This is a genomic window from Mesorhizobium sp. M7A.F.Ca.MR.148.00.0.0, from assembly GCF_003997735.1.
Classification (GTDB): Bacteria; Pseudomonadota; Alphaproteobacteria; order Rhizobiales; family Rhizobiaceae; genus Mesorhizobium.
Window position 1 is genome coordinate 1 of record NZ_RZTB01000023.1, and the last position, 15,321, is coordinate 15,321.

The window sequence follows — 15,321 nt, forward strand, 5'->3', positions numbered from 1 at the left end:
CCGGTCGAAGGCGTTGCGCCGCCGAAGCCGCCGCCGCTCCAGAAGGAGCCACCGCCGGCACCACCGTCGTGGCCCGAACCAGCCGAGCCGCCATTGCCCGCGATCAAAAGGATTCCAGCCGTTCCAGTCCCTACCGACTGGCCGCCTGCTCCGTTTGAGTTGGTGCCGCTAGAAGAACCGCCGGCGCCACCCGTGGCAACGGCAAGGGCGCCGAAGGAAGTTGTTCCTCCAGAACCGCCTATGAGATCAGAACCGGATGACACATTGGGGACGCCACCAGCGGCGATCGTGACGATCTGGGAGGAAACCGGTCCGAAATAGACCGCCGTTCCGCCCGCGCTTCCGCCTCCGCCAGTGAAGCCACCCGCAGTGGCGTTGCCGCCACCTGCGCCGCCGCCGCCCGTGGCAAAGACGAGCATGCTCTTGGCACCGGCTGTCGGCACGTAGGTTCCACTGGCCGCGATGACGCGCATGGCCTTCATCGCACCAGGCAACACTGCGGCGAGCGCCGCGAGCGTGACCTCGCGATCCGCAGTGTCCGACACCACGTGCAGCGGAAAGCTGTCGCCCAGGGAAAGCGCTCCAGTCGGCGCCGGCAAGCTCGGGATGTTGAGGGATAGAACCTGCTGATCGGTCGCCGAAAGACCGGCATTGGCAGCGACCGTCACGGCAGGATTGAGCAGCCGGAACGACGCCGTCGCGACGTTAAATTCGAGGATTCCCGTGGCACTCGCCGGCCATTGCTTAGGCGTCAGTGCCGTGCCGTCCATGTTGACGATGGGATGCGAACCGAGCGACTCGATGTTGCCTGTCATCGCGCCGTTGTTGTCGAGTGCGGCCTTCTGGATGAGGAAGACCTGACCGTCGACATAGGCGCTCGGCGCCGGCAAGACATTTGCCGTGACGACGTTCGCCGAACCGGTATCGGCACCCGCCATAATGGGAGAAGTCGCCGCGCCGATGTTGACCCAATTCGCGCCCCCGGTATCCGGGTCCGACGTGTTGTCGTCGGCGGTGCTCAGCCAGACGATGCCCGCCACAGCTCCGAGCAGGACAGCACCGAAGGGGTAGCCGCCGATCGCCGTCGAGAAGCTCGGATCGTAGGGAACGAGACCGCCTGCGTTCTGCCACTGCGACCACTGCGTGATCTGCTTGAGAATGCCGTTCATGTCCTGGCCGAACGGCGGCACGCCGCCCGATCCTACCGGCAGGAAGTTGAGCGGCGGAAAGCCATCGGTCAGGGAGGCCGCGCCATTCACGATCCCGATCTGCGAGCCGAGCGGAATGGCGCGAATGTAGCTTGGGCTCGCCGAGGCCCCCCAAACTGTGGGGAACTTCGGCGGCAGTGCAGAAAGCTTCATGGCGGGATCCTTAGATGATGACGACCGACGCGCTGACGCCTGTCGGCTTCGGCAAGACGCCGGAGTTTTGGACGATCGCGAGTTCGACGGGGGTGAGCTGGAACGCGAAGGTGTAAGTCATCGTCATCGTCGCGATGGACGAGCCCGCGTAGAACGATGCCTGGCTGAAACCGACGCAGTTCAGCGATTCTTGAAAGCCAAACCAGGTCCCGTGGGTGCCGCCTTCGGTAACGTAGGCGTTGCCCCTATTCGGGAAGAGGCTGAGCAGTATCTGGTTGATCGCAGGGATCGAACCGTTCGTGATGTTGGCCGCCGCCTTGGCGAAGATCAGCCGGCGAAACGCATCATCCGAGAGGGCGAAATTCGACGTCAGAGAAGCGCCGGAATAGAATGCGCCTTGCTCGAATGGGTCAGCTCCAGGGCTCGCCTCATCGAAGCCGAACCAATCTCCGGACGTGACCTGGAGAACGCGATTGACGCCGACGATGCGGCCCCAGACGTCGAGCCCGTAGCCCTGCGCTGTGTCGACATTCCAGATGCAGTCGAAGAACGCGTCGAAGTTGGCGGTTTGGTCGAGATACGAGAAAATGTTCCCGATCAGCTGGGTCAGCGTGGGCGCGTTCGCATACTGGCTGATGACCGTGCGCCAGACGTCGAACGGCGGGTAGTCGCCGACCGGGCTGACGCCGAGGGCGAACTGCCCAAAGCCGTTCGGGATCCCGGCCGGCGGCCTGGGATAGGGAGGTCCTGTATCGGCCATGATCAGCTCAGCGTGACGATGATGTCGTTAGGCGAGATGGTCGGCACCTGGTCGATATCGACGCTGATGTCGAAGCGATTGGGGACAGCCGCCGTCATGCTCTCGATCGACACGTTCTTGTTGTTGGAGACGGTATAAGTGCCGGTGCCGCCGGTACCGCTGCCCAGCGCCGTGATGGTGGTGCCGACGGTCAGTGCGCCGGTAACGTCGGAAATGACCTGGCCGACGGCCAGCGCTCCCGATGCAACGGCCGATACAGTCAGTGTCGTTCCAACGATTATCCCGGTGAAGACGGCCGACGGGTTGTTGTTCGAGCCCGCCTCGATCGAGATGATCTGTGCCCACGAGCCAAGCGCAGCCACAGGCGCGTAGAACCGACTGGCGAATAGCGTGGTGCCGATCTTGGCGCGCGGGCCTCCGTCACCTCCAGCAAAGGCGCTGACGATGGCGTTCCGGATTTGCGTCGCGGCATCGGCCGGCACCAGGTGCGAATTGACAATGTTGACCGCAAACAGGATCGCCAGCGGATTGGGGATTTGGAAGGAGACCCGATAGGAAGGGTACGGCGGCACATAGCCGGGGCTCTGGTCGTAGATCGTGACCGTCGTGTTGCCGTTATAGCTGCAGCCGGGGGCTTTTCGCGACCAGATCGCCTGCGCGATTTCGTCGGCATCGCCGCCGACCACGGCGACATAAAGCGAGTTGGGATAGACCGACACGCCACCAATGGTCTGGACGTTGTTGCTGGCGTTCTCGGTCACGAACGCATCGATGACGTTCGACACCGCCAGGACCGCACCAAGCACCGAAGGAAGCGAGCCCTGCGAGTTGAGCGCGACCGAGGCTGAGCGGCGCGCTTCAAAGGCCGCCCGGCTCTCGACGTTGTTGCCCAGCACGCCGTCATCCGGGTTGGTGATCGAGTCCCATCCGGGGATCGCCCGGTAAATCTGGTCGAGGCTTCCGGCCGGGCACGGAATCGGGCCGACCACCAGACATTCAAACGGCAAGGTGACAGTGCCGTCGGCACCGATGACGCCGTCTTCCGTGCACAGATACTGGTTGCCATCCTCGGCCAGCGCCAGCGATCCGGACGGAATGGCGACGCCCGGCAAGCCATTGCAAAGGGCCTGCACGACAGTCGGCTGAGCCGGGTTGCGCTCGATAAAGTAGATGCGTGCGATCGCATCCTGCATGCGGCCGGTGGCGTAAGCCGGATCGACTTGGTTGGTGAAGAAGAGGAAGGTCGAATTGACCTCGTCGATCACCGCCGTTTCGCTGCTGGCGAGCTGCCCTTGCGGCGTGTTCAAGGCCGGGTTGAGCACGCCCCCGAACGCTTCGTTGATGTCATCCTGGACGCCCGCGAGCACTTCCGCGGCCGAGGGGATCAGGAAGCCCGTGTCGGTCCACTGCGGCTGGGGAACATTGGTGGTTTCGACCATGTGCTAGAAGCCCGCTGCGGTGATGTTGCCCGCCGCGTCCCTCACCTGCACTTGGCCGGTGATTTCGCGGTCGGTCCATGACTGGATGAATGTCTGCGCCGAGACGACGCCGGGGACCGTCAAAGCGGCCTGGTTGAAATACGCCTTCATCAGTGACACCGGCGGCGCCCTGCCGAGTATCTGATCGAAGTAGGGAATCCCCTGCGTCGTGTCGTAGTAGAGTTCCCCCAGGAACAGTCGGATCGCGCTCGCGGCGTCCTGGGCCAGGGAATAGGACGGGTCCCCGACCGCGATGTTGCCCGATGCGTCGGCGGTCAGGTCCCACGTGTCCGTGGTCAAAAGCAGCGTCTGCATCAGGTTCCGGGCTCCGGTGGGCCTGACGTCCCGCCACCAGGTTGGACGCCGGTGTGGATGTGGTTGAGGAGGCTGATGTTTGCGCCGCCCGCGCCGGCGATGACGTCCCCCGTCACGAGCAGCTGCGCCGTGGTGATCTTGATGGAGCCGGCCGCGAACTCGATGATTTGCCCGTTCTTGTCGAAAAGCTTGATGCCGGTCTCGGTGAACTGCACCGCCTGGTCCTGGTTGGCCGGGTTGACGATCGCACCCATGTAGATGCCGTCCGACATGTTGCCGCGCCGGAAGCTGCCCGGGTTCGACTGCTTGCCGGCGTTGGCTTTCAGCGCCGAGATGTCCCGGTCTGGGATCGTCATGTGGCCGATATCGCCGACCTTGGGGTCGTTGATGATGCCGTTCGTGCCACCTTGGCTTCGCATTGTGGCGATGCCGTAGATGATGCCGTGGGGCGTCTGGTTGCCCTGACCGTCGGTCTGATTGACCAGCGGCATAACATCGATCGTCGGCGGCGCGCCGACGCCACCGCCGTACACCGCCACAACCTTGACCGGAATGCCCGTGCGATGCTGTGCCAGCTCCTGGCGGATCAGGAAGCGCAGCCGGTTGATCTCGCTGGTGTCGTCCGACGTGGTCTGCTGACCGAAGAAACCTTGCCCGCTCATGCCGGCGCCGAGGCATCAACGGCGATGCATTCGAGCACCATGAACCATTTGCCGTGCGGCATCATCGACTCCAACTGATACTCGAGGCGGTTGACCTTCCACGTGCCGTTGGCGGGCGTAAAGTCGCTCTGGATTTGCACCTTGCCCTGATACTTCACGGCCGGGTTGTAGAGCGCACGGACCAGCACGAACGCCTGCTGGAAGAACGGGTAGCCGACCATGCCGGTGTCGGCCGAGATCAGGACGGTGTCGCTGTTGCGCGCCTTGCCGGGAGGCGTGATCACCATCGTTGCCCGATCAAAGCCGACGTCGAACCCGCCGTCGCGTGCGATCGCCAGCGCCTGCGTCCACGCGGTGCCGGGATAGTAGGGGTTGGCGAACTTGACCTTTACGCCAGCGTCCTCGAACGCCATGCCCATCTGCCCCGCGAGACTTTTCATCATCTGGGAGGCGTCGCCCGAGCCTTTGATGCTGAGCGGCGGAATTGGCTTTGCGGCATGGAACACGCCGGGGAGCGAGCTGATCCGGAAGCACACGTCAGGCATTGCCTGCGCGTCGACATAGGCATAAACGATCGCCCCGGTCCAAACGACGTTCTGGCCGGTCTCATCGTCTCCGGCGAGCACCGAAATGCCGTTCTTGTACATCTGCAGATACTGTGAACCGACTGTGGATAGCTGGTTCATCACGGCTAGCGGCAGGCCCCAGATGGAGATTTCGGCTTGCCCCGAGCCCTGCCCTGCGTTGACGATGTTGCAGGCGACGCGCAAGCCGAACACCTCTGCGGTGTTGCCGCCGCCCTCAAACTGGCCGTTGGCCAGCTCGAACTCGACGGAAATTCGCTTCTGGCTGAACGCCATCCCGACCACCGCCTGTCATGAAAAGGTTACGCTTATGTCGAAAGTCCTTGCCGCCGCGACGGCCGCCCTCCTCGTCTTCACCGTCGCACCCGCGCTGGCGAAGCCGAACAAGGCCGCCCTCGAAAAGAGCTATCTCGATTTGAACGAGCAGTGCCGCGGCGGATCAGGCGACGATCCGGACACGATCAAGGCGTGCGATCAGCGCGAAGAGGTGTCGGCGCGGCTGCGCCAGCTCCACGTCTGCTTTGCGGGCGATCGGTTTCAGCGCTGCAAGTAGTCAGCCGACGCCGGCCGGAAGCTCGCTCGCCGACAGGAAGGCGAGGCTGTAGCGCGTGCCGAGCCCCGTATAATACGGGTCGGTGTCGCCCTGGTTGTCGATGAAGATCAGGTCGCCGGAAAATCCGAGATAGAGCGACCGCACGATCCGGTTGATGTTCTGGCAGATCACCCCGCCGATCACGAGCTCGTTGTCGACATAGACGTCGATGAATAGGCCCGTGCTCTTCTGATAGAGGCTGATCTGCGAAACCTGGCCGTCCAGCGTCACCCCGACCGCCTGGTTCGGAACCGCCTGCAGGGGAATGATGACCATCAGAAGCCTCCGGCCGGCAGTCCCGACGATGTTTGGAATTTCGCCAGCTGAGCGCTGGTCGCCGGCGCGGTCTGCACCGTGCCGCCGTTGACCTGCGACGCGCCGCTCGGATCCTGCGTGTTCGACATGCCGGCGCTGACGGCCTGGCGAACTTCGATCAGCCAGATATCGACCGACAGAAGCCCAATGCCCTCGTTGGCGCGCCGGCTGTAGTCGTAGTGGGTGAAGTTGCAGGAGAGATAGACCGCCTCCGGCGTCACCACATCGTAGAGGTTGGTGTCGCCGGCGACGGCCGCGATCGACGCCAGCATGGCGGCGCGATTTGCCTGCGATCCGCCGGCGGTGAAGCGCAGCCGCGCGTCATAGGGGATTTGAACCTTGTCGTAGCTCTCGAAGGCCCCGCGCTCGACCGGGAAGTCAGAGATCGACCATTGCTGGCGATACTGCACCTCGACGACGTTGTCGGCCACGATCACCGGAACGCCGCCGAAATAGATGCCCCATGGCTGCTGTGAAAAGGCGCCGGAAAGCAGCCCGATCGCGTCTTGCGTCAGAAGCTCCAGAATGCCGGCCATCACGCCAATCCATTGTTTGCCTGAGCGGTGAAGAGACGCCGGCTGAGCGCGTCGTTGATATCAGACGCGATGCCGTTGGCATCCGTCGCCTGACTATGAACCTCGACCTTGCCGATATGGGCCTCGACCGAGCTGGTCGTGGCGTTATGCGTGCTGGAGATGTTGGAGAGTGCAGCACCCTTGGCTCCGGTGTTGATCCCCTTCATGCCCCGGTAGGTTTTGCCGGTGAAGTTGTCCATGCCGTTCCAGGAATTGTAGCCCTCGGCGCGCTCGTACATCGATGCGCCGGCGGCACCCTGCGCATCGGTCTTGGCATTGCGCAGCGCCCGGCCGGCCGCACTCTCGGGTCCGTTCAGTTCCGAAAGCGAGAACTGCAACTGCGTGTCGAAGTCGTTCCAGTTCTTGCCACGTGCTTTGGCAAAGGCCATCAGGCGCGCCCTGCGAGGGCCAAGCCATTGCGCCATGCCAGTTGCGCCGATGCTGTTGACCGTACCAGGACCGCCGCCCGCCTCGACATTCATCCAGCGCGACACCAGACCGCGTGCGCCGGCATCCGAGAGGCCGCCGGCCGTGAGCGTCTGGTAAGCCTGCGATTGCCGTTCGGGCGTCCACCAGCCCTTTGTGCCACGCGAGGCACTCTGAGGGCCGCCGACCGCATCGCCACCCGCGCCGCCAGCGGCTGGGGTGCCGAAGGCGTTGCGCGCGCCAGCGCTCAACATGCCGCCGATGCCGCTCACCAGGTTGCTCCAGAAGCCGCCACCGTCGGTTTTCTGGTCGGAGATCGTGACGGGGAGCGGGTTGCCCCTCGAAACGGGCTTGCCGTCGACCGTCGTTTCGCCACCGCGCCCATTATGGAAGCGCGATTGCGGGCCGCTGCGATCGTAGTGTTTCATCTGGGAAATGGTGTCGATATCCCGATCGGTATAATAGACGCCGTTCCCTTTCCCCTGCGGGGTATCGCCAGAGAGCGTAAGCATGGCCAGGAAGGGCGACAGCTTGCCCATGAGCCCCATCAAGCCAGCGCCGGCAGCACCTTCACCAGCGGCCGCCGCCGCGCCACCACCACCGCCGCCGAGCAGCGCCCCGCCTAGCGTGCGAATGTTGCCAAGCACGCTGAGGAACTTGGCGCCGGCCCACAAGCCGAACAGGATCTCGGTTGCCCTGATGACGCCGCCCAGCCCGTCGACCACGTCCTTCGCCCCGTTGGCAAATGTCTGCATGCCGGCGCCGACGGCGTTCCAGTCGATCTTTTCGAGGAAGTCGATGAATTTCTTCACCGCATCGACGATGCCGGTCTGGATCCAGTCCCGGTTCTTGTCGATCCATGCCGACATCTTGTTGGCCGCGTCGACCAGGACCGGGCCGAGCTTGTCATAGATGGCGTTGGCGAGCGCGATGATGTTCTGGAGGAGTTCGTTCCAGCTCGCTTGCAGCTTCTGCGCGGACTCGATCGCGGCGTTGCTCGGCGACAGGCTTTTCTGGAGCTTGTCGAGATAGACGTCGATGCCCGCGCCCATCTTGTACATGAGCTGTTCGGTGGCCGGGTCGATGCCGAGCGCCTGCGCGACGTTGTGGGCCGCGCCTGCATCGATCTGGTGCAGCCGCTGCAATGCGGCGGCGACATCGGAGAGATATCGATCGAGCCCATGGTTGGGATCGATCCTCATGCCCGTCCAGGCTTGCAGCTGCGAGAACTCGCGCGGCAGCGCCTCGCCGTTCTTGTTGAGGTTGTAGAGCTGCTTGTTGACGCGCTCCAAGGTCGACGCGGTCGCATCGGCCGAGCCGCCGAAACGTTCGGCCGCATTCTCCCAGGCGGCGATCCGCTGCGGCGATTCACCCAAGCTTGAAGCGAACCGGCCAAGCGAGGCGTCGGCGTTGGTGATCTTGCGCACGAAGTCGCTCAGCGCCTGCGAGCCGGTGATGACGGCGAAGAGTTCGAGCACGCGCCTGGTGATCAGGTTGACGGTCTCGGCAGCCTTTTTCGAGCTGTCCTCGATTTCCTTGCCGCCCTTGCGGAACTCGTCGCGCGTCTTGAGCCAGGATTCGGCCTGCTTCTTCTGACCCTTTTCGAAGTCCTTGGGATCGAGACCGAGCGTAACGATCAGGCTGTCAATGACCGTTGGCATTCTCGTCTCGCTTCCTCAGCAACATCATGTTGTGGGCGTCCACCATCGCCACCTCGAGGAGGTCGTGGGCGTCCTCGATCGACAGCCATTCGTCGAGTTCTCTCAGGGACGTTTTGCCCTTTGAGAGAACCTGACCGATGGCTCGGGAGACGTTTCCGTATTCGGCGAGCCTGACTCCGGCGACGGCGAGTTCGAGATCGATTTCGACTTGCCGCCTTTGGTAAAAAAACCGACGTGAAGGTTGATCACCTCCTGCCGCAGTTGGATCAGCGTCGCGATCTCCTCGACATCGCCTTCGATCAGCGGGCGCTGGATGGCGGGATTGCGAGCGTCGGGCTTGATGGTGACGCATTCCATCATCTCGTCGAGCAGCGGCTCGGCATCCTCGAAGGCGATCTTGGTGATCGCCTTGATCCCGACGATGGCGATGCCCTGCATACCCATGCCGGCGAAGTCGTCGGGAAGCTCAACACCCGAGCGCGCCACGGCCAGGAGCGCGCGCATCGCCCATTTCTCCGCGCGCGTCGCCGGCATCTCGCGAATGTGGAAGGTCTTGCCCTCGTCACGGCCTTCGTCGGTGATGGTGACGTCGATCTCTTTACGCATGACTTACCCTCAGTTCGGTACGCTTTGAACGCTCTCCCAGCGGATTGCGAAACGGCGAGGCTGCAGAATCTTGGCCGCCGCCGGCATAGGCGGCAGGCTGATCAGGAAGCCCTTGGTCGACACATAGGACCGGCCCACGGACGGGAGCGTGGTGCTGCCGTTGGCGGTGTAGACGTCCTTGGCCTGCTTCTGGGTCGCCGCCCAGGTTTCGAAAAAGGCGATCGACGGGGAATCGGCCTGCAACACGAAGGTCTGGTTGACCGGGTTGAAGACGAAGCCGCCCGACAGGATGCCATCGACGCCCATGGCCGTCTCGACCAGGTCGACGTTGTCCATGTCGTAGATGTTGTCGGCCGCGAAGCCCTGCAGTTGGACCGGTGTCGGGAAGAGGTTCGCCACCGCAAGCGTAATGACCGCGTTCGCGGCCGTCAGAGACGACATGATCTAGCTCCTTGAAGGAATGGGGTTGCCGCTTACTGGACGAGGGTCGAGGTCAGCTCGATCTGCTGCACGGACTCGCCGTCCATGTACCAGAAGTTGATGGGCGGGCTCCGGCGGGCCTGCCGCACCTGCGGCGTGGCATCCTTGACCTGGAGGTACCAGCCTTGCAGCTGGAGGGTGTCACTCGCCTTGAGGCCGGCCGCCGAATTGATCTGCGCGATCTGGAGCGCCGACAGCGTCACGCCGGCCCGGATCGCGCCGAAGTTCACCGCCTGGTTGATCGGGTCGAGGCATGCCGCCTTGATCAGCTCGTAGCCCGCCGAATTGTAGGGCACCGAGTTGATGTTCTGGAGCAGTTCCATCAGCGCGAGCTGGAGCTGGTTGTTCAGCCAAATCTGATTGATGTAGCTGTCCAGCCATTCGAACTCGCCCGACACCGAGCCGTTCTGGAACTCCAGGAACTGCTGGGCCGCCGTCGCGTAGGCGCCGTAGAAGTTATAGCCGTTGGCGAAGAGATTGTTCGCCACCGTCGCGGAGGTCACGCCCGCCACCAGGCCATCCTGCCCGCGGAATGCGAAATTGATGCGGCCATTGGTCTGCTCGAAGTCGATCGAGGCCGCAGCGCCGCAGATGAAGGCGGCGATCTGTGCCGGCGTGGTCGCGTCGCCTGCTGGCTGGTAGATCGCGCAGGTGCCGTCGAGATTGGCGCTGCTGACGATGTTGCCGAAGCTCGACGTCGCTTCGCCACTCTCGGTCGGGGTGATGTCGGTATCCCAAGCGATGTAGGCGTAGCGCTTGTTGGTGTCGTTCACCCATTGAGCGAACGCCTGCTTCTGCGCAGAGCCCGAGCCGCCGTCCGGATCGAAGATCGACATGAAGGTCGCCCAATTCTGGGTAAGCTCGGTGATGGCGGCCATGAAAGCCGCCGGCGTCGTGCCATCCGCGCCCTGCGACAGGGTCGCGCCGGTGGCCTGTGTCAGAAAGAGATCGTCGGAAACCGTGCCGGTCGCGAAGGCAGAGCTCGACGCCTCGCCCGCCACGCCAGAGGTGATGACGAAAGCGCCAGAGACGGAGTCGTAGGAGACGGCCAGCGGCGTGGCCGATGTCGTGATCGTTTCGCTCGCTACCGTCTGCGACTGGTTGACGAAGTACGTGCCGGTGAGGCCCGAGCCGCTGCCAAGCTGTGTGATGCGCGTGCCAGCGGTCACCCCGGCGCCGGCAAGCGTCTGGCCGACCGACAGGGTGCCGGAAGCGAGTGCGCTGACCGTGAGAGTGCCGTAGGCGGCCGAGATCGCCTCGCTGGCTACTACTTGCGGGATGGAGACCGCATATTCGCCGATGCCACCTGGCGTTCCCGACAACTGGTTGGTGATCACCGTCCCGGCCGAGACGCCGGTACCGGATAGGGCAGCACCGGCCACAAGGGAGCCCGAGGTGACGCCGGTCACATACATGACGCTGCCGGCGATCGAGGCGGTGACCGAGGCCGTTGCCGCGGCGATGGAGCCCGTCACAGACGCGGCTTGCGGCAAGGCGGCGTTGAGGCCCGTCTGGATCAGCGCTGCCGCCGCCGAGAAGCTGGTCGCGGTTGCTAGGTCGATCGCATTGGCGGTTCGGACATAGCCATCGACATCGACGATGAGCGTGCCGCTCAACGCCTGGAGCTGCGCCAGGGACAGTTGCGCCACGCGGCCGCCGCGCAGGTAGGCCGCGACCGAAGCCGACGGATACTGCGTGAACAGGATGGTTGCGGGCTTCTGGGTCGAGTTGTTGAAGCCGTTGAAATAGACCGAGGCGATCTCGGTCTCCTCGGCCGATGCGCCGAAGAAGTTCGCCACCGAAACACCATCGTTCGGGAAGGCCAGCACCTGGCCGACCGGGACGCGGGTGTTCTGGGTCAGCACGAGGCCGTTCATCACGAGCGCGTTGCCGCCGGCATTGAGAACGTTCGGGATGACGTTCACAAGCTGCGAGGCCGGGATGGTCGTCATGGACCAGGTCCTTTCTGTTTCGATTGAGGGGTCAGACCGGGAAGGTCGCTTCGACGGGGAAAACGTCGATCGCGGCCTGGTCGGCAAATTGTTGCGGCAGGCCGAGCGCCTGGTTGGCCTGGATATGCACGTCGACGACGTAGCGGGTTTCGTATTGCTGCTCGCCGTTGAGGAACGGCACCTGCCGAGGATCCTCGGCATAAAGAGGCGCGCCATCCAAACCGGCGTCGGTGAAGAAGCGGGTTGCCCGCTCATCGCGCATCAAGGTCGAGATCGTCTGCGCCATGTCGGAAGCGACACCATCCGAAGCGCTGTGCACGTCGAGCTGGATCACCGTATCTGTCGGCTGCATGATGGTCTCAGCGCCACTGGCGAGCGTCTGAGCGGTCACGGTCTGCGATGGCACTACGCCATAGGTTCCGGTGCCACCCGGCGTACCGGCCGTCTGCGGGCCGATCAGAGTGCCATCGGCGACGGGTGCGCCGAAAACGCTTGCTCCAACCAGGAGCGTGCCGAACTCGACATGCGTCACCGTCATCACCGCGCCGTCGATCGAGGCCGTGACGGCGCAATCCTGATAGGTGTCCACACTGGTGGAGAGCCGGCCGCGGCGGATCACGTTCATGGTGACGAAATCGCCGGCCGGCTCCGGCACCCGGTTGTCCTGTGCCGACACCACCTCGACGCCCGCCGGCAGATATTTCAGGAGAAAGCCGCGCAGCACCGTCTGGATGGTGGATTGGCTGGGTACCGGGCCGCTCATCAGACGCCAGTTCCGATCCCGCGCACCATGGCATCGGCCGCGCCGAGCGGCATGCACCAGAGCACGTCGCCGGCGGCGAGCGTGAAGGTCGCGAGGATCTCCGACAGCAGGACGAACTCCGTCGAGGCCGGGGCCGGCTCGGTGGTGGCGATTGCCGCCTGCACATTGCCGACGCTGGTCTTTTGCAGCTGGACGGTCGCATAGGCCACGCCGGCGGCCAACGGTGTCCAGACGCCGGCGGGGCAAGGCACCGAGAAGGTTGCGTTCGCCATGGTCAGGCTCCTTTAGTGGGGCTTCGAAGGTTGGTGCAGCGGTCTCTAGGAGAATCGGCGGCGAGGCACACGCTCTGGTCCGCCGACCACCAGCGGACGGGCGGTTGACGAAGCGCTGCTGCAGACGGTCCGCCGATGTCACCGGGAAGATGGGTAATTTGCTCGATGGATTGGAGCTGGGCCTAGCTAGAGGCCCTTGTCCTTCAGCGTATTCCGCGCCGGCCCTCTCGGGCGAACCAGTAATAGGTCAAGGTCAACATCGCTGGGAGCCCGATGCAGAGGACGAGCACAAATCCTATTGGGCCGAACCAATTGAAGGTCAGAAGCAAGACTGCACCGAAGATTATGGTTCCAAAGAATGAACTGAAAGAGCCCGTAGGTGCCATGCTGATTGGTAGCACGGTTCTCGGCTGCCTGTCATCCGGGCCTGTCCATCTGTAGGGTCAAGGCGCACTTGCACCAGTCGGGCCACGACTCGAGCACGTAGGCGACGAGCCAGGTGTCCCCCTCCGGCAATGTGCCGGCCGGGAAGAGGAAGAGATCGCCGCCTGTTTGCAGCGGGCGCACCACGGCCAAGGCCTGCCCGTTGAGGTAGACGGCGCGCCGCACGCCCTGGATGTTCAAGCCGTCGAGCTGCTGCAGGTCGCTATAGCCGAGGGCCTGCACCTGCACCGAGACACCAGGCACGTCGAGATAGGTTGGCGTGCGCGTGCCGTCGGCCGCAGTCGTGTAGCCAGTGGACCGTTTGAGCGTGGCGGTCACGAACGGGTTCACCGTCGCAATCGCGGCCGAAACGATCCCGTGCAGGTTCATTTTCGATCAGCCGACGCGGTAGACCGAGAAGGTGTTCGGCGCGGTGCTCTGGAAGCGCAGGATGCCGCTCGACGGGATGGTCGGGCCGCTATGGGCCGGGAAGTCCATCGAGCCGACCAGCGTCATGCCGGTGTTGGTGGTGACGGTCGCATCCTCGGCGTCGACGACGGAGGCGTTGATCACCGAGAGGTCGAACGTGTCGTTGATGGCGAAGTTGGCGGGCAGCGCGGCCTGGAGGGCGGCACCGGTCGGCAGCTGCTGCGCCGAGGGAGCGCCACCCCCCTGGGTGATGGTGATGATGCCGGCGAGCAGTTGGGCCGCTGTCAGCAAGCCAGAGACGGTGACCGCCGCTGGCACAGAGTTGTTCAACAGCGCGACGTTGGCATTTACCGTGCCGCGCTGGCTGTCCCAGATTGCAAGACGCATTGTCAGGATCTCCTTGAAATGATGTGCCGGGCTATTTCTTCACGGCATAGTCAACCGAGGCGAGCATGTGGCCCGTGTCCACAAGCTGCTTGTCGTTGCCCTTGCGGGCGATGGTGGCGGGTTTCAGGGTCGGGCCGACATAGGCGACGATCGCCGCCTGCAACTGGCCCTTGATGGCCGCTCCGGTCTGCCCCAGCGTCTTGTCCGCGTCGTAGTCGTTGGCGACGAGAAGGTTGCCAACGGCATCAGGCCATTCGGAGCTCTTGTCGGCGATCATGCCACGGAAGAACGGGCGCGGTGGCGTGTCGGCCGAGCCGAACTCATTCACCGCGGCGACCAGTGCAACGGGCGTGCCGTCCGGATAGGTGGCATCCTCCAGGAAGCCGATCTCGACGGATACGGCCTTCTGGAGGTTTCGCGATATCTCGGCAAGCTTGGCGGCGAGCTTGTCGCCGCCCGTGAGCTTGACCATAGGCTTACGCGCTGCCCTTTGCAGCCTTCGCAGCGGCGGCCGGATCGGCGGTGCCGGCGGTGGCGTCTGCGGCCGCAGGGGTGGCCGGCGCAGCTGGTGTAGCCGGTGCAGCCGGAGCTGCCGGGGTGGCCGGCGGGGTAGCTGGGGCTGCGGGCGCGGCTGGTGCCTGCGTCTCGGGCTCGACCGGCACCACGACAGGTTCTGGCGACTCGAGGCGAAGGCTGCGCTCAAGGGTCTTGATGCGGTCCTCGGCCTGCTCGCGGAAGGCGCGAAACTCGCGCTGCAACATGGCAAGAAGCTTTTCCATGACGACGTCCTTTTCTACTGGTTGGGCCACGGGTTGAAGGTGCGGCGCGGGCCTGGGATGTAGCGCATCGTCCGATAGGCGGCGGTCGCCTGCCAGAAGGCCGCGCCAAACGGCGTCTGCATGAACCAGGCGTTGTTTGGCGTCATCGGGAACTCGGCCGCGACCGAGACACTGCCTTCGCTGGCATTCGAAACGCGCCCGACGATCCCTGCCGGCGCCTGGCCGTTGGCGCCATAGGTGATCTGGCAGATGTGGGCGACCATGAGGTTGAGCAGCATGGTCTGCGTCTCAGCCTTGGTCACCGGGCCGCCGCCATCGTTGCGGCAATAGAGTTCCGCGATGGGAAGCGCGCCCTGCAGGACCTGTGGCTGGCTGAGCGTAGCGAACTGCGGGTAGATCGCGATGAAGCTCGCGTAGTCGAAATTGACGATCACACCCATGACTTGTCTCCGGCGTCGCCGCTTTCCCGCTTCAATGAACCGGGCCATCGACCGGCATCCC

19 protein-coding genes and 1 pseudogene are annotated in these 15,321 nt (G+C 64.0%); 1 reads left to right on the forward strand and 19 read right to left on the reverse strand.

Going from position 1 to position 15,321, the window contains the following annotated elements; all coding sequences use genetic code 11:
* The 6 genes and pseudogenes from EOB49_RS11570 to EOB49_RS11595 all read right to left on the reverse strand — a co-directional run.
* A pseudogene (locus tag EOB49_RS11570) lies at positions 1–1,361 on the reverse strand (hypothetical protein); the annotation flags it as partial.
* 10 nt (positions 1,362–1,371) lie between these two features.
* Entirely contained in the window at positions 1,372–2,121 is a 750-nt protein-coding gene (locus EOB49_RS11575) for a DUF2612 domain-containing protein (protein ID WP_050596282.1), read from the reverse strand.
* A 2-nt stretch (positions 2,122–2,123) separates the two neighbouring features.
* Positions 2,124–3,560, reverse strand: coding sequence for a baseplate J/gp47 family protein (locus EOB49_RS11580; protein WP_127381054.1), 1,437 nt, complete (start codon positions 3,558–3,560; stop codon positions 2,124–2,126).
* 3 nt (positions 3,561–3,563) lie between these two features.
* Positions 3,564–3,914 (reverse strand): hypothetical protein, encoded by a 351-nt coding sequence (locus EOB49_RS11585; protein ID WP_127328734.1) that lies wholly within the window; start codon positions 3,912–3,914, stop codon positions 3,564–3,566.
* Positions 3,914–4,576 (reverse strand): phage baseplate protein, encoded by a 663-nt coding sequence (locus tag EOB49_RS11590; protein ID WP_127328733.1) that lies wholly within the window; start codon positions 4,574–4,576, stop codon positions 3,914–3,916. The genes EOB49_RS11585 and EOB49_RS11590 overlap by 1 nt, the downstream gene beginning before the upstream one ends.
* Entirely contained in the window at positions 4,573–5,436 is an 864-nt protein-coding gene (locus tag EOB49_RS11595; protein WP_127381055.1) for a hypothetical protein, read from the reverse strand. The genes EOB49_RS11590 and EOB49_RS11595 overlap by 4 nt, the downstream gene beginning before the upstream one ends.
* Before the next feature lie 34 nt (positions 5,437–5,470).
* Here EOB49_RS11595 and EOB49_RS11600 point away from each other — a divergent pair, with 34 nt between their 5' ends.
* Positions 5,471–5,713 carry a hypothetical protein gene (locus tag EOB49_RS11600; protein ID WP_127381056.1) on the forward strand — a complete coding sequence of 81 codons (243 nt, stop codon included), beginning with the start codon at positions 5,471–5,473 and terminating at the stop codon, positions 5,711–5,713.
* Here the strand turns inward: EOB49_RS11600 and EOB49_RS11605 are convergent, their stop codons facing one another.
* From EOB49_RS11605 to EOB49_RS11665, 13 genes are all read right to left on the reverse strand, one after another.
* Complete coding sequence (locus EOB49_RS11605; protein WP_127328731.1) at positions 5,714–6,028, reverse strand: hypothetical protein; 315 nt, start codon at positions 6,026–6,028, stop codon at positions 5,714–5,716.
* A complete protein-coding gene (locus EOB49_RS11610) occupies positions 6,028–6,603 on the reverse strand; it encodes a hypothetical protein (RefSeq protein WP_127381057.1) in 576 nt (191 codons plus the stop codon). The genes EOB49_RS11605 and EOB49_RS11610 overlap by 1 nt, the downstream gene beginning before the upstream one ends.
* On the reverse strand, positions 6,603–8,729 hold the full coding sequence (locus EOB49_RS11615) for a phage tail tip lysozyme (protein ID WP_127381058.1): 2,127 nt from the start codon (positions 8,727–8,729) through the stop codon (positions 6,603–6,605). Before EOB49_RS11615 ends, EOB49_RS11610 begins: the two co-directional genes overlap by 1 nt.
* Before the next feature lie 102 nt (positions 8,730–8,831).
* Entirely contained in the window at positions 8,832–9,335 is a 504-nt protein-coding gene (locus EOB49_RS11625) for a hypothetical protein (RefSeq protein ID WP_198032106.1), read from the reverse strand.
* A 9-nt stretch (positions 9,336–9,344) separates the two neighbouring features.
* Positions 9,345–9,776: a hypothetical protein gene (locus EOB49_RS11630; RefSeq protein WP_027162333.1), complete on the reverse strand. Its 432-nt coding sequence runs from the start codon at positions 9,774–9,776 to the stop codon at positions 9,345–9,347.
* A gap of 32 nt (positions 9,777–9,808) precedes the next feature.
* Complete coding sequence (locus tag EOB49_RS11635; protein ID WP_164781653.1) at positions 9,809–11,767, reverse strand: DUF3383 family protein; 1,959 nt, start codon at positions 11,765–11,767, stop codon at positions 9,809–9,811.
* 31 nt (positions 11,768–11,798) lie between these two features.
* The gene (locus EOB49_RS36435) at positions 11,799–12,530 is read right to left on the reverse strand and encodes a hypothetical protein (RefSeq protein ID WP_164781654.1); all 732 of its coding nucleotides are present in this window, start codon (positions 12,528–12,530) and stop codon (positions 11,799–11,801) included.
* Positions 12,530–12,802 carry a hypothetical protein gene (locus EOB49_RS11640; protein ID WP_127381060.1) on the reverse strand — a complete coding sequence of 91 codons (273 nt, stop codon included), beginning with the start codon at positions 12,800–12,802 and terminating at the stop codon, positions 12,530–12,532. Before EOB49_RS11640 ends, EOB49_RS36435 begins: the two co-directional genes overlap by 1 nt.
* Positions 12,803–13,219: 417 nt before the next feature.
* Positions 13,220–13,615, reverse strand: a complete 396-nt coding sequence (locus EOB49_RS11645) for a hypothetical protein (protein WP_127381061.1) — start codon at positions 13,613–13,615, stop codon at positions 13,220–13,222.
* Between the two features lie 6 nt (positions 13,616–13,621).
* Positions 13,622–14,041, reverse strand: coding sequence for a hypothetical protein (locus EOB49_RS11650; protein ID WP_127381062.1), 420 nt, complete (start codon positions 14,039–14,041; stop codon positions 13,622–13,624).
* Positions 14,042–14,072: 31 nt separating this feature from the next.
* On the reverse strand, positions 14,073–14,513 hold the full coding sequence (locus EOB49_RS11655; protein WP_127328725.1) for a hypothetical protein: 441 nt from the start codon (positions 14,511–14,513) through the stop codon (positions 14,073–14,075).
* Between the two features lie 4 nt (positions 14,514–14,517).
* The gene (locus EOB49_RS36440; protein WP_164762645.1) at positions 14,518–14,820 is read right to left on the reverse strand and encodes a hypothetical protein; all 303 of its coding nucleotides are present in this window, start codon (positions 14,818–14,820) and stop codon (positions 14,518–14,520) included.
* Between the two features lie 14 nt (positions 14,821–14,834).
* A complete protein-coding gene (locus EOB49_RS11665) occupies positions 14,835–15,260 on the reverse strand; it encodes a DUF4054 domain-containing protein (protein WP_164781655.1) in 426 nt (141 codons plus the stop codon).
* Positions 15,261–15,321 lie beyond the last annotated feature (61 nt).